Below are 18,388 nucleotides of genomic sequence, written 5' to 3' on the forward strand. Positions count from 1 at the left end.
GAGGGCTCTCATGGCCGAGAAGGTCCCTCTGGCAGACGCAGCGAGCAGGTCGCCGTCGAGGGGTGGGACCGCTACAGGAGGGGGCCGAGGGGGCGCAGGATGAGCTCACAGGCGCGGGAGACGACCCAGCGGCGGTCCCACTCGGCGAGGGTGAGCTCGTCGCAGTTGGTGAGGTCGCGCGCGAAGACCTCCTCGAGGTGGGCCGCCAGGGCGTCGTCGATGATCTCGAGGTTGACCTCGTAGTTGCCCGACAGGCTGAGCCGGTCGATGTTGGCCGTGCCCACGGTGGACCAGCGCCCGTCGATCGTGCACGTCTTGGCGTGCACCATGGCGTCCTTGTAGCGGTGGATCCGCACGCCCTCGCGCAGCAGGCGGCCGTAGAACCCGCGCGACAGCCAGTCCGCGACGACGTGGTTGCTGATCTCGGGCTGGATGATGTCGACCTCGACACCGCGTCGGCGGGCCTGGAGCAGCGCCTGGAGGATGTCGTGGTCGGGGATGAAGTAGGCCGCCGTGATGTGGATGTGGCTCACGGCGCGGTCGATCGCCTCCAGGTACATCCCCCGGATGGGGAAGACCAGCTGGCGCGGGACGTTGCGGTGCACACGCACGCGCGGGTCCCAGTCCTCCGAGCCCGTGGAGGCGATGAGGTCGCCGGGCACGAGCATGTTCCAGAAGTCGATGAACGCGTTGGCGAGGTCCCACACGGCCGAGCCCGTGATGCGCAGGTGCGTGTCACGCCACTGCGTGGCGTAGAGGGAGCCGATGTTGTAGCCACCCAGGAAGCCGACGGTGTCGTCGACCACGAGGATCTTGCGGTGGTCTCGACCCCACCGACGCGGACTGAAGGGCTTGAGGCCGGCGTTGTAGACCGGGTAGCGCAGCACGTGGACGGAGGGGCCGAACGAGAAGAAGCGCGGGTTGACCACGAGGTTGGCGAACGCGTCGTAGACCACGTAGACCTCGACGCCGCGGGACGCGGCGGCCTCGAGAGCGGTCTTGAACCGCACCCCCATCTCGTCGCCCTTGATGATGAATGACTCGAAGAACACCCGCTCCCGGGCGCCCTCGACCGCCGTGAGCATGTCCTCGTAGAGGTCGTCTCCGTACGTGTACGTGGTGGCGTCTCCACGCGGCGTGCTGACGGTGGCGGGCGGCGTGACGGGGAACCCGTCGTCGCGCTTGCCACGCAGGAGCTTGCGGATCTTGGTGGTGCCCATGAGACCCGCCACGACCACCACGACGGAGGCCAGCCACGACTGGACGCTGCGCCAGATGATGCGACGCGGCGACGGCTTCCTCATCCTCAGTCCCATGGTGGGATCACCCTAGTGGGCACGGGTCAGACGAAGACGGCGACGGGGCGCGCCACGGCACCGCCCTGCTCGTACAGGGCCAGGAACTCGCCGTCGGGGTCGAACACGGCCACCGGGCCGCGCGAACCCAGGTCGATGCCCGTGAGCCGGCGCCCGTACCGGACGTCCTGGGCCGTGGCGGCATCGAGGTCGACGCTCGGGAAGGCGGCGCGTGCCGTGTCGTCGAGCGAGACGTAGGAGAGCTCCTCCTCCAGCTGCTCGAGGGTGCGGGCGACGTCGAGACCGAACCCGCCCACGCGCGTGCGGCGCAGCATCGTGAGGTGTCCGCCCACGCCGAGCGTGCTGCCGAGGTCGCGGGCGAGCGCCCGGACGTACGTGCCACTCGTGCAGACGACGCGGACGTCGAGGTCGAGCCGGTCGCCCTCACGGCGCTCCGCCAGCAGCTCGAAGGTGGACACCGTGACGGGCCGGGGCGCGAGCTGGACGTCCTCGCCGGACCTGACGCGGGCGTACGAGCGCTGACCGTCGACCTTGATGGCCGAGACCTTGGACGGCACCTGCTGGATGTGGCCCGTGAGCGGCAGCATCGCGGCCACGACGGCCTCGTGCGTGACGGCACCGGCGTCGGCCGTCTCGAGGACGTCGCCCTCGGCGTCGTCGGTGACCGTGGACTCCCCCAGCCGGATGGTGGCGAGGTACTCCTTGTCGGCCAGCTGCAGGTGGCCCATGAGCCGGGTGGCCCGCCCGAAGCCGAGCAGGAGGACGCCGGTGGCCATGGGATCGAGCGTCCCGGCGTGACCCACCTTGCGGGTGCCGGTGAGGCGGCGTCCCCGGGCCACGACGTCGTGCGAGGTCCAGCCGGACGGCTTGTCGACGACGACGAGCCCGGAGGCGACGGGATCGCTCACTCGTCCTCGGCCGACTCGTCGTCCTTGTGCTTGTACGGGTCGGCCTCGCCGGCGTACTGGGCACCGGCGGACTGCTGGGCCACGCGCTCGTCGGACTCACGGGCCTTGGCCAGCAGGTCCTCGATCTGGCGGGCCTCCTCCGGCACGGCATCGAGGAAGAACGCGAGCGTGGGAGTGATCCGGGTGCCGAGCTGCTTGCCGACCTCGGCCCGCAGCAGGCCGGTGGCGCTGCGCAGTGCGGCGGCGGTGTCGTCGACCGCCTTCTGGTCGCCGATGACGGTGTAGAACACCGAGGCGTTCTGGTTGTCGCCGGTGAGCCGCACGTCGGTGATCGTGACGAAGCCCAGGCGCGGGTCCTTGACCCGACGCTCGAGCATCTGGGCCACGATGACCTTGATGCGATCGGCCAGCTGCTGGGTCCGCTGCCCCGCCATGGTTCCTCCGCGTTGTCTTGAAGTGGTGGAAGGCCTTCGACAGGCTCAGGCGGCGGTGCCGCCCGAGCCTGTCGAAGGCCGGGACATCAGGCGCGCGGCTTCTCGCGCAGCTCGAACATCTCGACGACGTCGCCGATCTTGATGTCGCTGTAGCCCTTGAGCACCAGACCACACTCGAAGCCCTCGCGGACCTCGGACGCGTCGTCCTTCTCGCGGCGCAGGCTGGCCAGGTCGAGGTTGTCGGCGACGACCGAGCCGTCGCGCAGCAACCGGGCCTTGGCGTTGCGCCGCAGCGTGCCGCTCGTGACCATGCAACCGGCGATGTTGCCGATCTTGCTGGAGCGGAAGATGTCGCGGATCTCGGCGGTACCGAGCTGCGCCTCCTCGAACTCCGGCTTGAGCATGCCCTTGAGCGCTGCCTCGATCTCCTCGATGGCCTGGTAGATCACCGAGTAGTACTTGATCTCGACGCCCTCGCGGTCGGCGAGCTCGGTGGCCTTGCCCTGCGGCCGCACGTTGAAGCCGATGATGACGGCGTTGGACGCGGCTGCCAGGTTGACGTCGGTCTCGGTGATGGCACCGACACCACGGTCGATGACCCGCAGCGCGACCTCGTCGCTGACCTCGATGTTGGCCAGCGAGTCCTCGAGCGCCTCCACCGAGCCGGAACCGTCACCCTTGAGGATGAGGAGCAGCTCGTCGGTCTCGCCCTTCTCCAGCGAGGACATGAAGTCCTCGAGGGTGCGGCGGCCGCTGCGCTTGGCCAGCAGCGCGTTGCGCTCCCGGGCCTCGCGCTTCTCGGCCACCTGGCGGGCCAGGCGGTCGTCGGCCACGACCATGAAGTTGTCGCCGGCACCGGGGACGGCCGTGAGGCCCAGCACGAGCGCGGGGCGCGACGGCGTGGCCTCCTCGATGTTCTCGCCGTGCTCGTCGAGCATGGCGCGGACACGGCCGAAGGCCGGACCGGCCACGAGCGAGTCGCCGACCCGCAGGGTGCCTCGGTGCACGAGCACCGTGGCGACGGGGCCACGACCACGGTCGAGGTGCGCCTCGATGACGAGACCCTCGGCGTTCTGCGTGGGGTTGGCCCGCAGGTCGAGCTCGGCGTCGGCCGTCAGGATGACAGCCGCCATGAGGTCCTCGAGACCCGTCCCGGCCTTGGCCGAGACGTCGACGAACATGGTGTCTCCGCCGTACTCCTCGGGCACGAGTCCGTACTCGGAGAGCTGGCCACGAGCACGCGTGGGATCGGCGTCGGGCTTGTCGACCTTGTTGACGGCCACGACGATCGGGACGCCGGCGGCCTTGGCGTGGTTGAGCGCCTCCACCGTCTGCGGCATGACGCCGTCGTCGGCCGCGACCACGAGGATCGCGATGTCGGTGGCCTGGGCACCACGGGCACGCATGGCCGTGAAGGCCTCGTGACCGGGAGTGTCGATCAGGGTGATGCGGCGCTCTTCGCCGTCGACCTCGGTGCCCACCTGGTAGGCGCCGATGTGCTGCGTGATGCCGCCGGCCTCCTTGTCGACCACGTTGGTCGAGCGGAGGGCGTCGAGCAGCTTGGTCTTGCCGTGGTCGACGTGACCCATGACGGTGACGACCGGCGGGCGGGCGATGAGATCGTCCTCGTCGCCCTCGTTCTCACCGAACTCGAGGTCGAACGACTCGAGCAGCTCGCGGTCCTCGTCCTCGGGCGAGATGACCTCGACGGTGTAGTTGAGCTCCTCGCCCAGCAGCTGCAGCGTCTCGTCGTTGGCCGACTGCGTGGCCGTGACGATCTCGCCCAGGTGGAACAGGACCTCGACGAGCGAGGCTGCGTCGACGCCGATCTTCTCGGCGAAGTCGCTCAGCGACGAGCCACGCGTGAGACGGACCGTCTCGCCGTTGCCCTTGCGGACGCGCACGCCACCGATGGCGGGCGCCTGCATCTGGTCGAACTCCTGGCGCTTCGCGCGCTTGCTCTTGCGTCCACGACGAGCGGGACCACCGGGGCGACCGAAGGCGCCCTGCGTGCCACCACGACCGCCACGGCCGGGGCCGTTGGGACGAGCGCCCGGTCCGCCGCCGAATCCGCCACCGGCGGGACGGTTGGGACCGAAGTTGTTGCCACCGCCGCCACCGGGACGACCGGCACCTGCGGGAGCGCCGCGACCGGGTCCACCGGGACGACCGCCACCGCCGCCACCGGGTCCGCCGCGGCCGGGGCCGGGACGGTTGGTGAGGCCGGACTGCTTGGGCATCATGGCCGGGTTGGGACGCGGCATGCCCGGACGCGGCGCGGCTCCACCCTCACGGGCGGCCGGCGGACGCGGCGGGCGGTCCTGCTGCATGCCCTGGCGCGACGAGAACGGGTTGTTGCCCGGACGGGCACTGCCACCGGGACGCGGTCCGGGAGCCGGACGCGGGCCCGGGGTGCCGGGACGCGGAGCGGCCGGCGCGGCCTCGTCGGACGCAGGTGCGGCGGGAGCGGGTGCCGCGGGAGCCGCGGCGGCAGGCGCCTCGGGCTCGGGGGCCTGCGGTGCCCGCGGACCGGGACGCGGTCCCGGCGACGGAGCGGTGCGGGCGGGTGCCTCCGCGGCCAGGGCCTCGGGGGCGGCGGGAGCCGCCGGGGCAGCCTCGGCAGCCGGGGCGGCGGCCGGAGCGGCAGCCTCGGCCGGGGCGGCCGCAGGTGCGGCCGGCTTGGCGGCGGGCGCCTTCTTGGCGGCCTTCTTCTCACCCTGCGTGCGCAGGGCGTCGCCGTGGACCTCGTTGAGGCGACGCACGACGGGCGCCTCGATGGTCGAGGACGCAGACTTCACGTACTCACCCATGTCCTGCAAGGTGGACAGGATGAGCTTGCTGGGGACACCGAACTCTTTGGCGAGCTCGTGGACGCGTACAGCCACTTTTCTCCTTCAGGGGGTCCAGCCCTGAAAGGGACCAGACCGTTGTTAGACGAACGGGTTCATCGGAACGAACTCATCGACGATTCATGAGCAGGTGCTCCGTCTTCGGTCGGTGGGCATGGGGCCCGGATGGTCGGTGGTCAGGTCGCTGGTGCCACGAGTGCGTCGAGCGCCTCGGTGTCGAACGGTCCCTCCTGGCGGAAGGCCCGGCCGAAGGCCCGACGTCGTCGGGCCTGCTCCAGGCACCGGGCCTCGGGGTGCAGGTGCGCCCCTCGTCCCGGCAACGATCCGTCGAGGTCGGGCGTCACGACCGAGGCCGTGGGCGTCCGGACGACGACGAGTCGCACCAGAGTGGTCTTGTCAGCTCGTGATCGGCATCCGATGCACGTGCGCAACACCGCAGACAAGTCTACCCCGTCGGGGAAGTGCTTGAGTCCACACCCGAGGTCGGGCTCGGCGGGGCCGTCTCGGTGTCGGAACGGATGTCGATGCGCCAGCCGGTGAGCTTGGCGGCGAGGCGGGCGTTCTGCCCCTCCTTGCCGATCGCGAGCGACAGCTGGAAGTCGGGCACCACGACGCGCGCGGCACGGGCGGTGGCGTCGACGACCGTGACGGACTTCACCTGCGCCGGGGACAGCGCATGGCCGATGAACTCGGCCGGGTCCTCGGCGAAGTCGACGATGTCGATCTTCTCGCCGTGGAGCTCGTGCATGACGTTGCGGACGCGCGAGCCCATGGGGCCGATGCAGGCACCCTTGGCGTTGACGCCAGGAACCGTGGCGCGCACCGCGATCTTCGAGCGGTGCCCCGCCTCGCGGGCGATGGCGGCGATCTCGACGGAGCCGTCGGCGATCTCCGGAGCCTCGAGCGCGAACAGCAGACGCACGAGCCCCGGGTGGGTGCGCGAGACCTTGACGCGGGGTCCGCGCATGCCCTTCTCGACCTCGTAGACGTAGGCCTTGAGGCGCTCGCCGTGGGCGTACTTCTCGTCGGCCACGCGCTCGGCGGCCGGAAGGAGCGCCTCGATGCGGCCCAGGTCGAGCATGACGTCGCCGGGACGCCCGCTCTGCTGGATGATGCCCGACACGATGTCGCCCACCTTGCCCGAGAACTCGCCGAACTTCTGCTCGTCCTCGGCGTCGCGCAGGCGCTGCATGATGAGCTGGCGCGCGATGGTGGCGGCGAACCGGCCGAAGTCCTCAGGCGTGTCGTCGAACTCCTCGCTGAAGCGCGGCGCCGGGCGCGGCACGGGGGCAGCCGCGACGTCGGCGTCGGGCAGGAGGTCGCCGTCCTCGTCGGCGGTGGGCGCGGGTGCCGGGGCGGGGTCCTCGAGGCGCTCCTTGGCCCAGACCGTCACGTGGCCGGAGCGGCGGTCGAGCTCCACGCGGGCGTTCGAGTGGGCGTCGGCGGTCTTGTGGTACGCGGAGAGCAGGGCCGTCTCGATGGCCTCGACGACGACGTCGAGGGAGATGTCCTTCTCCCGCTCCAGTGCCTTGAGGGCGCTCATGTCGATGTCCATGTCAGGCGTCCTTCCTGTTGAGCTCGGGGGTGACCTTGGCGGTCAGGATGTCGGAGTAGGCCAGACGGCGGGTCTCGCCGTCGACCGTGAGATCGACGCCGTCGTCGTCGCTGGCCAGGATGCGGCCCTTGACGGACGAGTAGTCGTGGAGCTTGACCGTCACGAGACGGTCGGCGTTGCGTCGCCAGTGGCGGGGCTCGGTGAGCGGGCGGGAGAGCCCACGGGAGCTGACCTCCAGCGTGTAGGGCTGGGAGCCCATCACGTCGGACTCGTCGAGGACGAGCGAGAGGGCCCGCGTGACCTGGGCGATGGTGTCGATGGAGACACCGCCGTCGGCGTCGACGGCGACGAGCAGGAGCTTCTGGCTCTGACCCGGCTTGACCTCGACGGCCTCCAGGTCGAGTCCGAGAGCCTCCACCGGCTCGCGGACCAGGGCCTCGATCTGGTCGCTCATGGTGGACTCCTGCTCTTCTGTTGTCGTGGTCGGACACGCGATGCTGTGTCGGGACCACCCTAGCGTGCGCCGCTCGACTAACCTGCCGGTGTGATGTCGCGGCGCGCTGCCCTCGGGGCGGGACTCGGGGTGGTGACCCTGGTCGGCGCGGGCCGGCTGGTGGGCCTCGACGACGACGCCCTCCGCGCGCTGGGCGCGTCGCCCCACCCGGAGCCCGACCCCGAGGACGCTGCGCGCCTCACCCGGGCCCGCCGCGAGCAGGTGGTGCTCGTCGCGCAGATCGAGGCGGCGCTCGAGCAGTCGCCCGACGTCGCCCGCAGCTCCCCCACGCTCCTGAAGGCGGCCCGCAGCCAGCTGGACCAGCTCGGTGGTCGCCCCGGAGCCGACGTCGACCCGGCGTCCACCGGCCTCGCCGAGACCGCGCGGGCGTTCGCCGCGTCGGCCCGGCGGCGCGAGGCCGACGCGCTCACGGCGTCCGACGTCGACCTGGCCCGGGTGCTCGCCTCCCTGTCCGCCGGCCAGGCACAGATCGCCCGCACCCTCGGGAGGAACGCATGAGCGACCCTCGCCCCGAGCAGCTGGCCGCGCTGCGGGCCTGGCTCGCGCTCGAGCACGAGGCCGTGTGGACCTACGGGCTCCTGGGCGCGCGCTTCACCAGTCTCACGGCGCAGGCACGCGAGGCGTGGACCGACCACCGGCGCACGCGCGACGCCCTCGCGCTCCGGGTCCGGGCCGCCGGCGGCTCCCCCGTGCGGGCGCTGGGCGCCTACGGGGTGGAGCGCCCGAAGGACGAGCGAGCCGCCCGCAGCCTCGCCGTCGACGTCGAGGAGCGCATCAGCGCGGCCTGCGTGGCGCTCGTGGGCGTGGGCGACGCGGCCGGGCGACGTCTGGCCCTCACGGCACTGCGCTCGACGGCCCTGCGCGCCGTCGACTGGGGCGCGGCGCCCGACGGCTTCCCCGGCCTCTCCCCCACCTGACCCGGCGGGTCAGCGGCAGGTGGCGCGGACGAGGTCGACGGCGTCGGCGAGGGCGACGTCCTGCTTCTCACCCGTGGCGCGGTCACGCACCTCGACGAGGCCCTCGGCCAGCCCCTTGCCCACCACGACGATGGTGGGCATGCCCATGAGCTCGGCGTCCTTGAACTTCACTCCGGGCGAGACCTTGGGGCGGTCGTCGTGCAGCACCTCGAGGCCGACGGCCTCGAGCTCGGCGACGAAGGTGCTGGCGGTCTCGTTGATCTCGGGGTCCTTGCTCGCGACGACGACGTGCACGTCGTACGGCGCCACCTCGCGCGGCCAGATGATGCCGAGCTCGTCGTAGGAGCCCTCCACCACGGCGGCCACGGCGCGCGAGACGCCCACGCCGTAGGAGCCCATGGTGACCGTGACGAGCTTGCCGTTCTCGTCGAGCACCTGCAGACCCAGGGCCTCGGCGTACTTGCGACCGAGCTGGAAGACGTGACCCATCTCGATGCCACGGGCGAGCTCGAGCGGTCCCGAGCCGTCGGGTGCCGGATCGCCCGCGCGCACCTCGGCCGCCTCGATGGTGCCGTCGGGGGTGAAGTCGCGTCCGGCCACCAGGTCGATGACGTGGGAGCCGGAGACGTCGGCCCCGGTGACCCAGCGCGTGCCGTCGACGACGCGAGGATCCACGAGGTAGCGGATCCCGCTGACGCTCTCCGAGCCGAGGACGCCCGGGCCGATGTAACCCTTCACGAGAGCGGGGTTGGCCGCGAAGTCCTTCTCGTCGAACGCCTCCACCTCCGCGGGAGAGACCTGGGTCTCGAGCCGCTTGGCGTCGACCTCGCGGTCGCCGGGCACGCCGATGGCGAGGGGCTCACGCGTGCCGTCGGGGTGGCGCAGGACCACGAGCACGTTCTTGAGCGTGTCGGCAGCCGTCCAGGGCCGGTCGTCGCGCGGGAACGCCTCGTTGAGGTGGTCGACCAGCGTGTCGATCGTGGGGGTGTCGGGCGTCTGCTCGGCATGGGCCGCGGGCAGGCCGTCGAGCGGCACGGCGTCGGGGACGACCGTGGTGACCGCCTCGACGTTGGCCGCGTAGCCACCGGCCGAGCGCACGAACGTGTCCTCGCCCGTCTCGGCCACCACGAGGAACTCCTCGCTCGCCGAGCCGCCCATGGCGCCGGAGTCGGCGTGGACGATGACGTACTCGAAGCCGAGGCGGTCGAAGATGCGGATGTAGGCGTCGCGGTGAGCCTGGTACGAGCGCTCGAGGCCCTCGTCGGTGACGTCGAAGGAGTACGAGTCCTTCATGACGAACTCACGGCCGCGCAGGATGCCGGCGCGGGGACGCGCCTCGTCGCGGTACTTGGTCTGGATCTGGTAGAGCGAGAGGGGCAGGTCCTTGTACGAGGAGTACAGGTCCTTCACGAGCAGGGAGAACATCTCCTCGTGCGTGGGGCCCAGCAGCATGTCGGTGCCGCGACGGTCCTTGAGCCGGAAGAGGTTGGGCCCGTACTCGGTCCAGCGGTTGGTGGCCTCGTAGGGCTCGCGGGGCAGGAGCGCGGGGAACCGCACCTCCTGCGCGCCCATGGCGTTCATCTCCTCGCGCACGATCTGCTCGACACGACCCAGCACCTTGAGCCCGAGCGGCAGCCACGTGTAGATGCCCGGGGCGACGCGACGGACGTAGCCGGCCCGGACGAGCAGCTTGTGGCTGGGGACCTCCGCGTCGGCGGGATCGTCACGAAGCGTGCGGGCGAAGAGCTGGGACATGCGCATGACACGCAAGCCTAGGGCGTGGTTCAGCCCTGACCGCGCGAGGCCTTGAGCGCCGTCCGGATGAGCGGGGCCTGCAGGGGCAGACGAGCCAGGGTGCCCGCCTTGAACCAGCCGGGAGCCTTGGGGCTGCGCACGGCGTCGATGCTCATCTGAACGTTGGCGGGGAACACCGCCACCATCAGCAGCGCCGTGACCTTGCCGGCCAGCGGCCGGCTGCGCGGGCTCAGCAGCCCGGCGGCGCAGGCCACCTCGACCGCACCGGAGGCGAGCACGAGCTCGCGCTTGTACGGGAGCGGCTTGGGCACGATGCGCTCGAACGGCTCGGGCTTGACGAAGTGCAGCACGCCGGCCACGCCGAGGATGACGGCCAGACCCTTCACGTCGCGGCTCATGGTGCTCCTGGGGGTGAGTCGCTCGGGGCGCTGGGCGAGGCCCACTCGTCCACGAGCTGTTGCTGGGTGGGGGCGCTCGAGGCCTGGGCGTCCCGGATGACGACCTTCACCTTACGGGTCCCCACCCGCAGGGCACTCGCCCGATCGAGGCGGAGCCAGAAGTAGCGCGACCCGGTCGCCTCCGGGTCGGCCACGATGCGGACCCCGACGTCGTGGGCGTAGCCGCCGCGCCCGAACACGACGGTGCGTGAGGTGCCAACGTAGTCGCGGCCCGCCTTGGCCGTTCCGTCGACGAAGGTGGCCCGGATCGTGCCGCGGCGCGGGGTGCGGTCGTCGAGCCACACGTGCAGCGGGACGACGCTCGACCCCTTGCTCGGCTCGGCCAGGGAGCGGTCGGCCGAGCGGACGACCACCGAGGGGGTCACCGCCTCCACCGGCACGAAGCAGTAACCCCGGGCCCGGACCTCGCGGATCACGCCGGGGACCGCCTCGAGCGACGTCGGCGACCTCCTGACGGCGTCGTGCATGAGGATCACGTTGGTCCGGTGGGGACGCAGACCCTGGCGGACCGTCCGGTGGATCCGCTTGACGCTGCGACCGGCCCAGTCGAGGGTGTCGATGGTCCAGAGCTTCTGCTGCAGGCCCTGTCTGCGCGCGATGGAGCGCACCTTCTTGCTCGTGGCGCCGAAGGGTGGCCGGAAGTAGGCCGGCGAACGACCGGTAGCCCTCCGGATGGCCCTCGAGGTCCGGCTCAGCTGGCTCGCGGCCTTCTTCCTGGAGAGGGAGGTGAGGTAGGGGTGGTCCCAGCTGTGGTTCTCGACGGCATGGCCTGCGCGCAGCGTCGAGCGCACGACAGCGGGGTACCGGGTGGTGTTCTGCCCGGTCACGAAGAACGAGGCCTGGACGTTCTCGCGGCGCAGGATCTTGAGCAGTCGCGGCGTGTACCTGCCGTGCGGACCGTCGTCGAACGTGAGTGCCGCCATCCCCTTGCGGCACGCGAAGTCAGGCGGGATGGGCCTCGTGGCGGCGGTAGCCCGCGGGACCACCACCTGGTGGAGGCGGGCCGCCACCAGGGTCACGCTGATGCGCTCCGGGGCGAAGGCGCCCGACGGCGCTGCGACGGTGGCGACGACGCACAGGAGCGGGACCGCCCACAGACCCAGACGTCGAAGCACGCGCCCACTGTAGGGGCTGGCGGCGGGGCTCAGAGCAGGATCGAGGCAAAGGTCTCGACGCGGCGGAACCCGACCCGCTCGTACGCTCGGCGCGCCGCGTCGTTGTGCTCGTTGACGTACAGCGAGACCACGGGGGCGATCGAGGCGAGGGACTGCTCCACCACAGCGGCGAGCGCCCCGGCCGCGAGGCCCTCCCCGCGTCGTTCCGGTGTCACCCAGACGCCCTGCAGCTGGCACCCGGCCCGGGTGGACGCACCGACCTCCGCCTTGAACAGCACCCGGCCGTTCTCGATGATCGCGAAGGCGAGACCGCGGGCCACGAGCTGCGTCACCCGGGCCCGATAGGCGCCGCGTGACTGCGTCTCGGGATCGACTCCCACCTCCTCGCGGAACATCGCGACGCTCGCGGGGTACAGGGTGTCGACCTCGTCCAGGGCGACCCGGCGGACGCGCGGGTCGGCCGGGACGAGCGGCTCGGACTCGATCTGCAGGAACGGCTGGTTGGGCCGCGGTGAGCGCGCGGGACCCCAGCGGTCCTTCAGCAGCGCCCACAGCTCGGCGACCGCGTCCTGCTTGCCCACGACCGAGGCCGGACGAGCGCCCTCGCTCAGCAGCCGGCCCGCGAAGGCCTGCAGGGCCTCCGACGTCGCACACACCGGCACGACGTTGGCGCCCACGTGGCACGCGGACACCAGCTCGTCGCCCACGAACCAGCCCCAGACCTGGGCGCCGAGCAGCGCGAGGTTGAGGCCGGCGCCGTCGATGCGGTGCCGCACGAAGAGGTTGACGTGCGGGTCGGTGTCGAGGAGCTCGACCAGGCGCGGCAGGTCGTCGGGACCGAGGGAACGCAGGTACGAGTGCACGGGCATCGTCTCCAGCACGGGAGGACCTCCTGCGACCACGGGACCGGACCCCACCAGCCTAGGCCGTGCGAGGCCCGGGTGCCCTGCAGGAGGGCCGGCGCAGACTCAGCGCACGTCGACGGTGGCGCCGCCACCTTCGACGGGCTCCATGTCCTCGGCGATGCGCAGGGCCTCCTCGATGAGGGTCTCCACGATCTTGCTCTCGGGCACGGTCTTGATGACCTCGCCCTTGACGAAGATCTGGCCCTTGCCGTTGCCCGAGGCCACACCGAGGTCGGCCTCACGGGCCTCGCCCGGCCCGTTGACGACGCAGCCCATGACGGCCACGCGCAGCGGCACCTCCATGCCCTCGAGCCCGGCCGTGACCTGCTCGGCCAGCGTGTAGACGTCGACCTGGGCGCGGCCGCAGGAGGGGCAGGACACGATCTCGAGCTTGCGGGGCCGCAGGTTGAGCGACTGCAGGATCTGGATCCCGACCTTGACCTCCTCGACGGGAGGCGCCGACAGCGAGACACGGATGGTGTCGCCGATGCCCTTGCCCAGCAGGTAGCCGAACGCCGTGGCGCTCTTGATGGTGCCCTGGAAGGCGGGTCCGGCCTCGGTGACGCCGAGGTGCAGCGGCCACTCGCCGCGCTCGGCGAGCATCTCGTAGGCCTGGGCCATGATGACCGGGTCGTTGTGCTTGACCGAGATCTTGAAGTCGTGGAAGTCGTGCTCCTCGAAGAGCGAGGCCTCCCAGACGGCGGACTCCACCAGGGCCTCCGGCGTGGCCTTGCCGTACTTCTCGAGCAGGCGCTTGTCGAGCGAGCCGGCGTTCACGCCGATGCGCAGCGACGTTCCCGCGTCCTTGGCCGCCTTGGCGATGGCGCCCACCTGGTCGTCGAACTTGCGGATGTTGCCCGGGTTGACGCGGACGGCCGCGCAGCCGGCGTCGATGGCCGCGAAGACGTACTTGGGCTGGAAGTGGATGTCGGCGATGACCGGGATCTGGCTCTTGCGTGCGATGTCGGACAGGGCGTCGGCATCGTCCTGGCTGGGGCAGGCGACGCGCACGATGTCGCAGCCGGCGGCGGTGAGCTCGGCGATCTGCTGCAGTGTGCTGTTGACGTCGGAGGTGAGCGTGGTGGTCATGGACTGAACCGAGACGGGGGCGTCGCCGCCGACGTCGACGGTGCCGACCTTGATCTTGCGGGACTTCCGGCGCGGCGCGAGGACCGGCGGCGGGGCCTCCGGCATGCCGAGCGAGACCGGCACGTTGCTCGTCTGCCGCCCAGGGCCCGGCACCCCTGCCAGCGTGCTCACGAGATGCTCACCGGGTTCACGATGTCGGCGTAGATCAGGACGATGCTCATGACCATCAGGATGCCACCCACGACATAGGCGACGGGCAGCATCCTGGCGACGTCGACGTATCCGGGGTCCGCCTTGCCGCGCACGCGCGCCCAGCCGCGCCGCACGGCCTCCCAGAGAGCACCGGCGATGTGGCCGCCGTCGAGGGGCAGGAGGGGCACGAAGTTGAAGAGCGCGAGGAACAGGTTGAGCGAGGCGAGCAACGCCAGGACGCGAGCGCTGCGCTCGCTCCACGTGGGGTCGTCGACCGTGACGAGCTCGCCGGCCACGCGGCTCGCGCCCACCACGCTGATGGGCCCGTCGTCGGGACGGTCGGCGCCGAAGGCGGCCTTGGCGACCTCGACCATCCGCACGGGCAGGTGGATGATCGCCTCGCCCGTGGCCTTGCTCTGCTCCCCCATGGCCGTGAAGACGGCTCCCAGGCCCTGGCGCTGGTAGTCCTGCACGGGCTCGACGCCGAGGAACCCGACCTTCTCGGTGCGGGTGGGGTCGTCGGCGGAGGCCCGGGCGAGCACCGTGGTGGCGACGTCGGCCCTGACGTCCTGACCGTCGCGGTCCACGACGATCGTGGCCTCACGGTCGCCGTTGGCCCGGATGAGCGCGGTGAGCTGGTCCCAGGACTCGATGCGCTCGCCGTTGAAGGACACGAACCGGTCGCCCTGCTGCAGGCCGGCCTGCTTGGCAGGCGTGACGGGGTCGTCGGCGGTGCACGTGCGCCCGGCCTCGGCGTCGCTGATGGCGCAGTCGGAGACCGACTGGACCGTGACGGTGGGCTCCAGCGAGCCGAAGCCCATGAGCACGACGGCGAACAGCACGAAGGCGATGGCGACGTTCACGAGCGGGCCGCCGGCCATGATGATGAGCTTCTGCCACCACGGCTTGCGGTAGAAGAGCCGGTCCTGGTCGGCGTCGGTGACGTGCTCGTACTCCACGCTGCGAGCGTCGGAGACCAGCTGGCCGAAGAGCCCCGTGGACGTCTTGCGCAGGTCGTTCGGGTCGGCGCCGCGCTCCGGCGGCAGCATGCCCACGAGCTTGACGTAGCCACCCAGAGGGATGGCCTTGATGCCGTACTCGGTCTCGCCGCGCCTGGTCGACCAGATGGTGTTGCCGAACCCCACGAAGTACTGGGTGACCTTCACGCCGAACTTGCGCGCGGGGTACAGGTGGCCGACCTCGTGCAGGGCGATCGACAGGATGACGCCCACCAGGAAGACGACGACGCCGAGGGCGTAGATGAGGGCGTTCATCGTGCGGCTGCTCGGGTGCCGATGAGCTCGGCGGCCGCCTGGCGCGCGGTGCGGTCGACCTCGAGCACGGTGGCGAGCGTGAGCGGCGCGGAGGAGACGTCGGGATCGGCGAGGTGGGCTTCGAGCACGGTCTCGATGGTGGCAGGGATGCCCAAGAAGTCGAGGTCGCCGGCGACGAAGGCGTCGACGCACACCTCGTTGACCGCGTTGAACACCGCCGGCGCGGTGCCGGCGGCCTCCCCCGCCCGGCGGGCGAGCCGCACGGCGGGGAACGCCGAGTCGTCGAGGGGGAAGAACTCCCACGCGGTGGGAGCGCTCCAGTCGCAGGCCTTGGCGGCGCCGGGGACGCGCTCGGGCCAGGCGAGACCGAGGGCGATGGGCAGGCGCATGTCGGGCGGCGAGGCCTGCACCATGGTGGAGCCGTCGACGAGCTCGACCATGGAGTGGACCACCGACGTCGGGTGGACGACCACGTGGATCCGGTCGAAGCCGATGCCGAACAGCAGGTGCGCCTCGATGACCTCGAGGCCCTTGTTGACGAGCGTGGCCGAGTTGATGGTGATGACCGGACCCATGTCCCACGTGGGATGGGCCGACGCCTGCTCGGGCGTGACGTCGGCGAGCTGCTCCCTGGTCCAGCCGCGGAACGGGCCGCCGCTGGCCGTGACCACGAGGCGGGCGACGTCCTCGATGCGCTCGCCGCGCAGGGCCTGGGCGAGCGCCGAGTGCTCGGAGTCGACCGGGACGAGCTGTCCGGGTGCGACGGCCCCGGTGACGAGCTCACCGCCGATGATGAGCGACTCCTTGTTGGCCAGGGCGAGCGTGGTTCCGGTCTCGATCGTCGCCAGGGTGGGCTCGAGGCCGACGGCGCCCGTCATGCCGTTCAGCACGACGTCGCACGGGGTGCGGGCCACCTGCGTGGCCGCGTCCCGACCGGCGAGGAGCCGCGGGATGCGGTGGTCGCCCGTGGCCCAGCCGCGACGCTGGGCCTCGGCGTACAGGGCCAGCTGGACGTCCTGGGCGGCCGTGGCGGCCGAGACGGCGACGACCTCCACCTGGTGCTCGATGGCCTGGGCGGCCAGGACCTCGGGTCGTCCTCCCCCGGCGGCGAGCGCGACGACGTCGAAGCGCTCGGGCGCCGCGGCGACGACGTCGAGCGCCTGGGTACCGATGGACCCGGTGGAACCGAGGATGGCGACACGCTTGCGCATGTCGCCATCCTCTCACCGCCTGAGGGCGGTCATCCGCCACCGCCGACCCCAGGTGTCCTGCCCGGGTCGGCGGCGGACGTCACTTGACCTCGGACCGCAGGACGAACCTGACGCCGATGGCCATCGGGATCACGAACCAGATGAGGCCCGACGTCCCGAGCTGGGCCCACTGCTCGCCCGTGAGACTGCCGTCGAAGAGCGGCCCCTGAGCGTTGTTGAAGTCGATCCAGTTCCGGATGTCGTCGAACCAGCTCTGCGTCGCGGCGAGGAAGCCCAGCAGCCCCGGGAGGATGTAGGCGTAGGCCACGTAGGCCACGATGGCCGCGGCCGAGTTTCGCACCAGGATGCCGAGCATGAAGCCCACCAGGACGCCCAGCACGTTGGCCAGGATGATGGCCAGGAACTGCCCGAGGTCGAGGTCCCAGACCGGGTCGAGACCGTTGATGGCGGCGCCCAGCACGTTGCCGACCGCGCCGATCGCGAAGGCGAGCAGCATGGAGACCACGGCGACCACGACCGAGACGATCGCCTTGGCCCACACCACCTGACCGCGGTGCGGGAGGAGGGTGAAGGTGACGAGACCGGTGCGCTGGCTCCACTCGCCGGTCACCGACAGGATCGCGATGATCGGGAGCAGGAGGGCGAACGGCACGCCGACCGCGGTGCCGAAGGAGCCGTACTGGATGGCGCTGTCGGGAGCGAAGGCGATGACGCTCGCCGTGGCGAGGATGGCCACGATGCCGATGCTCATCATGAGCCAGAAGCCCGAGCGGGTGTCGAACATCTTGCGGAGCTCGACCTTGACGATGCGGCTCAGCGGGATGCCGGGCCTCGAGGTGTCGACCTTGATGGGAGTGGCGGTGCTCATGCGTTGGCTCCTTCGGGGGTCACGGCTTCGCGCTGGGTGGAGGCGGTGAGCTCGAGGAAGAGCTCCTCGAGGCCGGCGCCCTCGGCGGCCCGGAGCTCGACGAGGGCCACCTGGCCCTGGAGGGCCGCCGCGCCGACCTGCTCCGGCGTGGCGTCGGTGCGCAGGCCGCCCTCACCGGACGGCGTGGCGGAGATGCCGGCGGACGTGAGCGCACTGGCAAGAGCCGACGGGTCCGTGGCCCGGACGAACGTGCCGGCCGAGGCCAGGAGCTCGTCCTTCGTGCCCTGGGCGACGATCTTGCCGTTGCCGATCACGATGAGCTCGTCGGCGATGATCTGCACCTCGTGCAGCAGGTGGCTCGAGAGCAGCACCGTGCCGCCGCGGTTGGCGTACTCGCGCAGCAGGCTGCGCATCCAGTGGATGCCGGCCGGGTCGAGGCCGTTGGCCGGCTCGTCGAGCATGAGGATCTTGGGGTCGCCCAGCAGAGCGTGCGCGATGCCGAGGCGCTGCCGCATGCCGAGGGAGTAGTTACGCACCTTGCGCTTGGACTCCTCGGGCGTGAGGCTCACGAGCTCGAGCATCTCGTCGACCCGCGACATGGGCAGGCCCATCGTGAGCGCACCGATCGTGAGGATCTCGCGGCCCGAGCGACCGGCGTGCTGGGCACTCGCGTCGAGGAGCACACCGATCTGGGTGCCCGGGTTGGGGACGTCGCTGTAGCGGACCCCGGAGACGTGCGCCTCGCCCGCGTCGGGCAGCGTGAGCCCGGCGATGATGCGCATCGTGGTGGACTTTCCGGCGCCGTTGGGGCCGAGGAAGCCCGTGACCGCGCCGGGGCGGCAGGTGAACGAGACGTCGTCGACGGCACGGAAGGACCCGTACGTCTTCGAGAGGTTCTTGACGGTGATCATGGCTCCACTCTGGCGCCGTCGAGGGTCCGACGGCATCGGCCACGCGTCCAGACTCCCTGCGCCGAAAGTATGAGGGGGCGCGGCCTTGCGGTGGAGGCGCCCGGGCGTCGGCCCGCC

At 71.3% G+C, this 18,388-nt stretch carries 18 protein-coding genes; 2 read left to right on the forward strand and 16 right to left on the reverse strand.

Features of this window, described 5'->3' with window-relative positions; genetic code table 11:
- Positions 1-71 precede the first annotated feature (71 nt).
- From ASD11_RS08235 to rimP, 7 genes are all read right to left on the reverse strand, one after another.
- Positions 72-1,304, reverse strand: coding sequence for a phospholipase D-like domain-containing protein (locus ASD11_RS08235; protein WP_056285687.1), 1,233 nt, complete (start codon positions 1,302-1,304; stop codon positions 72-74).
- Between the two features lie 38 nt (positions 1,305-1,342).
- Positions 1,343-2,224, reverse strand: a complete 882-nt coding sequence (gene truB, locus ASD11_RS08240) for a tRNA pseudouridine(55) synthase TruB (protein ID WP_056285692.1) — start codon at positions 2,222-2,224, stop codon at positions 1,343-1,345.
- On the reverse strand, positions 2,221-2,658 hold the full coding sequence (rbfA, locus tag ASD11_RS08245; RefSeq protein ID WP_056285696.1) for a 30S ribosome-binding factor RbfA: 438 nt from the start codon (positions 2,656-2,658) through the stop codon (positions 2,221-2,223). The genes truB and rbfA overlap by 4 nt, the downstream gene beginning before the upstream one ends.
- 86 nt (positions 2,659-2,744) lie before the next feature.
- On the reverse strand, positions 2,745-5,543 hold the full coding sequence (gene infB / locus ASD11_RS08250) for a translation initiation factor IF-2 (RefSeq protein ID WP_056285699.1): 2,799 nt from the start codon (positions 5,541-5,543) through the stop codon (positions 2,745-2,747).
- 140 nt (positions 5,544-5,683) lie between these two features.
- Positions 5,684-5,941 carry a YlxR family protein gene (locus tag ASD11_RS08255; RefSeq protein ID WP_268750696.1) on the reverse strand — a complete coding sequence of 86 codons (258 nt, stop codon included), beginning with the start codon at positions 5,939-5,941 and terminating at the stop codon, positions 5,684-5,686.
- Between the two features lie 11 nt (positions 5,942-5,952).
- Positions 5,953-7,062: a transcription termination factor NusA gene (nusA, locus tag ASD11_RS08260; protein ID WP_056285703.1), complete on the reverse strand. Its 1,110-nt coding sequence runs from the start codon at positions 7,060-7,062 to the stop codon at positions 5,953-5,955.
- Between the two features lies 1 nt (position 7,063).
- Positions 7,064-7,516 carry a ribosome maturation factor RimP gene (rimP, locus tag ASD11_RS08265; protein ID WP_056285708.1) on the reverse strand — a complete coding sequence of 151 codons (453 nt, stop codon included), beginning with the start codon at positions 7,514-7,516 and terminating at the stop codon, positions 7,064-7,066.
- Positions 7,517-7,606: 90 nt separating this feature from the next.
- Between rimP and ASD11_RS08270 the strand changes: the two genes are divergently transcribed.
- On the forward strand, positions 7,607-8,074 hold the full coding sequence (locus ASD11_RS08270) for a hypothetical protein (protein WP_156464641.1): 468 nt from the start codon (positions 7,607-7,609) through the stop codon (positions 8,072-8,074).
- Positions 8,071-8,493 carry a DUF4439 domain-containing protein gene (locus ASD11_RS08275; RefSeq protein WP_056285715.1) on the forward strand — a complete coding sequence of 141 codons (423 nt, stop codon included), beginning with the start codon at positions 8,071-8,073 and terminating at the stop codon, positions 8,491-8,493. The genes ASD11_RS08270 and ASD11_RS08275 overlap by 4 nt, the downstream gene beginning before the upstream one ends.
- A gap of 9 nt (positions 8,494-8,502) precedes the next feature.
- Here ASD11_RS08275 and ASD11_RS08280 read toward each other — a convergent pair whose 3' ends face one another.
- From ASD11_RS08280 to ASD11_RS08320, 9 genes are all read right to left on the reverse strand, one after another.
- Positions 8,503-10,254 (reverse strand): proline--tRNA ligase, encoded by a 1,752-nt coding sequence (locus ASD11_RS08280; RefSeq protein WP_056285717.1) that lies wholly within the window; start codon positions 10,252-10,254, stop codon positions 8,503-8,505.
- A gap of 23 nt (positions 10,255-10,277) precedes the next feature.
- Positions 10,278-10,646, reverse strand: a complete 369-nt coding sequence (locus tag ASD11_RS08285) for a DoxX family protein (RefSeq protein ID WP_056288604.1) — start codon at positions 10,644-10,646, stop codon at positions 10,278-10,280.
- Positions 10,643-11,821 carry a polysaccharide deacetylase family protein gene (locus ASD11_RS08290; RefSeq protein ID WP_056285719.1) on the reverse strand — a complete coding sequence of 393 codons (1,179 nt, stop codon included), beginning with the start codon at positions 11,819-11,821 and terminating at the stop codon, positions 10,643-10,645. Before ASD11_RS08290 ends, ASD11_RS08285 begins: the two co-directional genes overlap by 4 nt.
- A gap of 29 nt (positions 11,822-11,850) precedes the next feature.
- A complete protein-coding gene (locus ASD11_RS08295) occupies positions 11,851-12,702 on the reverse strand; it encodes a GNAT family N-acetyltransferase (RefSeq protein WP_235503275.1) in 852 nt (283 codons plus the stop codon).
- Positions 12,703-12,789: 87 nt separating this feature from the next.
- Entirely contained in the window at positions 12,790-13,938 is a 1,149-nt protein-coding gene (gene ispG / locus ASD11_RS08300) for a flavodoxin-dependent (E)-4-hydroxy-3-methylbut-2-enyl-diphosphate synthase (protein WP_082554237.1), read from the reverse strand.
- A 44-nt stretch (positions 13,939-13,982) separates the two neighbouring features.
- Positions 13,983-15,281, reverse strand: a complete 1,299-nt coding sequence (locus ASD11_RS08305) for a M50 family metallopeptidase (protein WP_056285721.1) — start codon at positions 15,279-15,281, stop codon at positions 13,983-13,985.
- Positions 15,278-16,492 (reverse strand): 1-deoxy-D-xylulose-5-phosphate reductoisomerase, encoded by a 1,215-nt coding sequence (gene dxr / locus ASD11_RS08310; RefSeq protein ID WP_056285724.1) that lies wholly within the window; start codon positions 16,490-16,492, stop codon positions 15,278-15,280. Before dxr ends, ASD11_RS08305 begins: the two co-directional genes overlap by 4 nt.
- 79 nt (positions 16,493-16,571) lie before the next feature.
- The gene (locus ASD11_RS08315; protein ID WP_056285728.1) at positions 16,572-17,360 is read right to left on the reverse strand and encodes an ABC transporter permease; all 789 of its coding nucleotides are present in this window, start codon (positions 17,358-17,360) and stop codon (positions 16,572-16,574) included.
- Positions 17,357-18,271: an ABC transporter ATP-binding protein gene (locus tag ASD11_RS08320; protein ID WP_082554238.1), complete on the reverse strand. Its 915-nt coding sequence runs from the start codon at positions 18,269-18,271 to the stop codon at positions 17,357-17,359. Before ASD11_RS08320 ends, ASD11_RS08315 begins: the two co-directional genes overlap by 4 nt.
- Positions 18,272-18,388: the final 117 nt, after the last annotated feature.

This window comes from Aeromicrobium sp. Root495, assembly GCF_001426755.1.
In the GTDB taxonomy this organism is placed as follows: domain Bacteria; phylum Actinomycetota; class Actinomycetes; order Propionibacteriales; family Nocardioidaceae; genus Aeromicrobium.